We start from the raw sequence: 2011 nt of genomic DNA on the forward strand, positions 1-2011 counted from the left end.
CGCCCGCCGAGCGCGTCGACCCCGCCCACACCCCGCTGCGCTGACGGCGCGCCCCGCAGCTCCGGCTGCCGACACGGCACGCGCGCCGGCCCGCCGGGGTCGGGACGGGCCTTCTCCTACAGCGCCACGCGGACGGCGGCGGTGAGGACGAGCTGGCCCAGGGAGACGGGGACCAGCACGAGCCAGCAGAGGCGCTGGAGCTGGTCCTCGCGCAGCCGGGGGTAGGACACCCGGAGCCAGATGATCAGGAACGAGACGGCGAAGACCTTCAGCAGGGTCCACAGCCAGCCGAGCTGCGCGTCGGCGAACGGGCCCTGCCAGCCGCCGAGGAAGAGCACGGTGGTGAGCGCGGCGATCACCACGATGCCGACGTACTCGGCGAGCAGGAAGAACGCGAACCGCAGGCCCGTGTACTCCGTCATGTAACCGAAGACCAGCTCGGAGTCGGCGACCGGCATGTCGAACGGCGGGCGGCGGATCTCGGCGAGCCCGGCGAGGAAGAAGACGACCATGGCGGGGGCCTGCCAGAGCAGCCACCACGGCTGCCACGCCTCGACGATGCCGGAGAGGCTGAGCGTGCCGGCCGCCATCGCCACCGACGCGGCGGCCAGCACCAGCGGCAGCTCGTAGCCGAGCAGCTGGGCCGCCCCGCGCAGGCCGCCGAGGAGGCTGTACTTGTTGGCCGACGCCCAGGCCGACATCAGCACCGCCACGACGCCCACGCCCACCACGGCCAGCACGAAGAACAGGCCGATGTCCAGCGGCTGCCCGACCAGGTCGTCCGGGCCGAGCGGGATCACCAGCAGCACCAGCAGGTATGGCACGAGGGCGACCGCCGGGGCGAGCCGGAAGACCGCCCGGTCCGCCTCCCGGGGCGTGACGTCCTCCTTCTGCACGAACTTCACGCCGTCGGCCACCAGCTGGGCCCAGCCGTGGAAGCCGCCCGCGTACATCGGGCCGAGCCGGCCCTGCATGTGCGCCATCACCTTGTGCTCGGCCTGCCCGACCAGCAGCGGCAGGGTGAGGAACGCGACGAGCACGCCCCCCACCCGGATGACCAGCTCCAACCACAGCGGCATCAGGGCGTACCTCCGTCGTCGCCGGACCGCTCCGACGCGGCTGGCCCCTGCGGTGTCGGCCGGTCCGCCGGCGGGTCGGAGTTGGCCGGCCGGCCACCGGGCGCCGCGGGCGGCGGACCGGCGTCGGCGGGCCGGACGGCCGCCGGGTCGGCCGGCGCCGGGCCGTCTGCGGTGGCGGCGGGCCGGGCGGTACGGGGTGGACGGGCCCCCGGGGCCGGCCGGGCGGGCCGCTCCCGGGCCGGGCGCGCCGGGGTGCCGCCGCGCGGCCCCTCCCCGACCCCGCCCGCACCGGCCGGCGTCGGCGTCGTCCCCCACTCCCCCGGCGCGGGCACGCCCGGCGGGCGGATCGGCCGGCGACCGCCGCCGGCCTCGGACTCGCCCGGTTCCTTGGCGCCCGGCCAGGGCTTCGCCACCCGGGAGGCGAGCACGAACTCCTTGCGCAGCGGGTGACCCTCGAACTCGGGCGGCAGCAGCAGCGGCGCCAGCCCGGCGTGGCCGGGAAAGTCGATGCCGAACATCTCGTGCGTCTCCCGCTCGTGCCACCCGGCACCCGGATAGACGTCGATGACCGAGGCGACCGCCGGGGCCTCCCGGGGCACCCGGGTGCGCAGCAGGAGCCCGTGCCGGCGGGTGGTGGACCAGAGGTGCGCCACCACGTCGAAGCCACCGGCGAGCTCGTCGACGGCGGAGAGCCAGTCGAAGTAGTCGCAGGCCAGCTCGGCGTCGTCGCGGGCGGCGCGGAGCGCGTCCGGCCAGTTCGCCGGCGGTACGTCGACGGTCGCGCGGGCGTGCGCCTGGCCGCCGGAGACCGACGGGGTCACCTCGGCGGGCGCGAGCAGCGCGACCATCCGCTGGCCGACCTCTTCCGGAGTCATGCCGCTGATCCTAGGTCCTGGCCCGCACCTCCCACCGGACCGAACGCCCCACCCACC

The 2011-nt window shown here is 76.2% G+C and carries 1 protein-coding gene and 1 pseudogene; both read right to left on the reverse strand.

The features are described from left to right. Positions 1 to 116: 116 nt before the first annotated feature. Positions 117 to 1079: a complex I subunit 1/NuoH family protein gene (locus ACSNN9_RS28365; protein WP_357883232.1), complete on the reverse strand. Its 963-nt coding sequence runs from the start codon at positions 1077 to 1079 to the stop codon at positions 117 to 119. A 278-nt stretch (positions 1080 to 1357) separates the two neighbouring features. Beyond that, positions 1358 to 1954: pseudogene (locus ACSNN9_RS28370) on the reverse strand (NADH-quinone oxidoreductase subunit C); the annotation flags it as partial. Positions 1955 to 2011 lie beyond the last annotated feature (57 nt).

Origin of the sequence: Micromonospora sp. URMC 107 (genome assembly GCF_051386315.1) — a bacterium.
Taxonomy (GTDB): domain Bacteria; phylum Actinomycetota; class Actinomycetes; order Mycobacteriales; family Micromonosporaceae; genus Micromonospora.

Bases quoted from the DNA above. Each gene is read 5' to 3' on its own strand.
- ACSNN9_RS28365 (WP_357883232.1), bottom strand. From the start codon at position 1,079: ATGCCGCTGTGGTTGGAGCTGGTCATCCGGGTGGGGGGCGTGCTCGTC.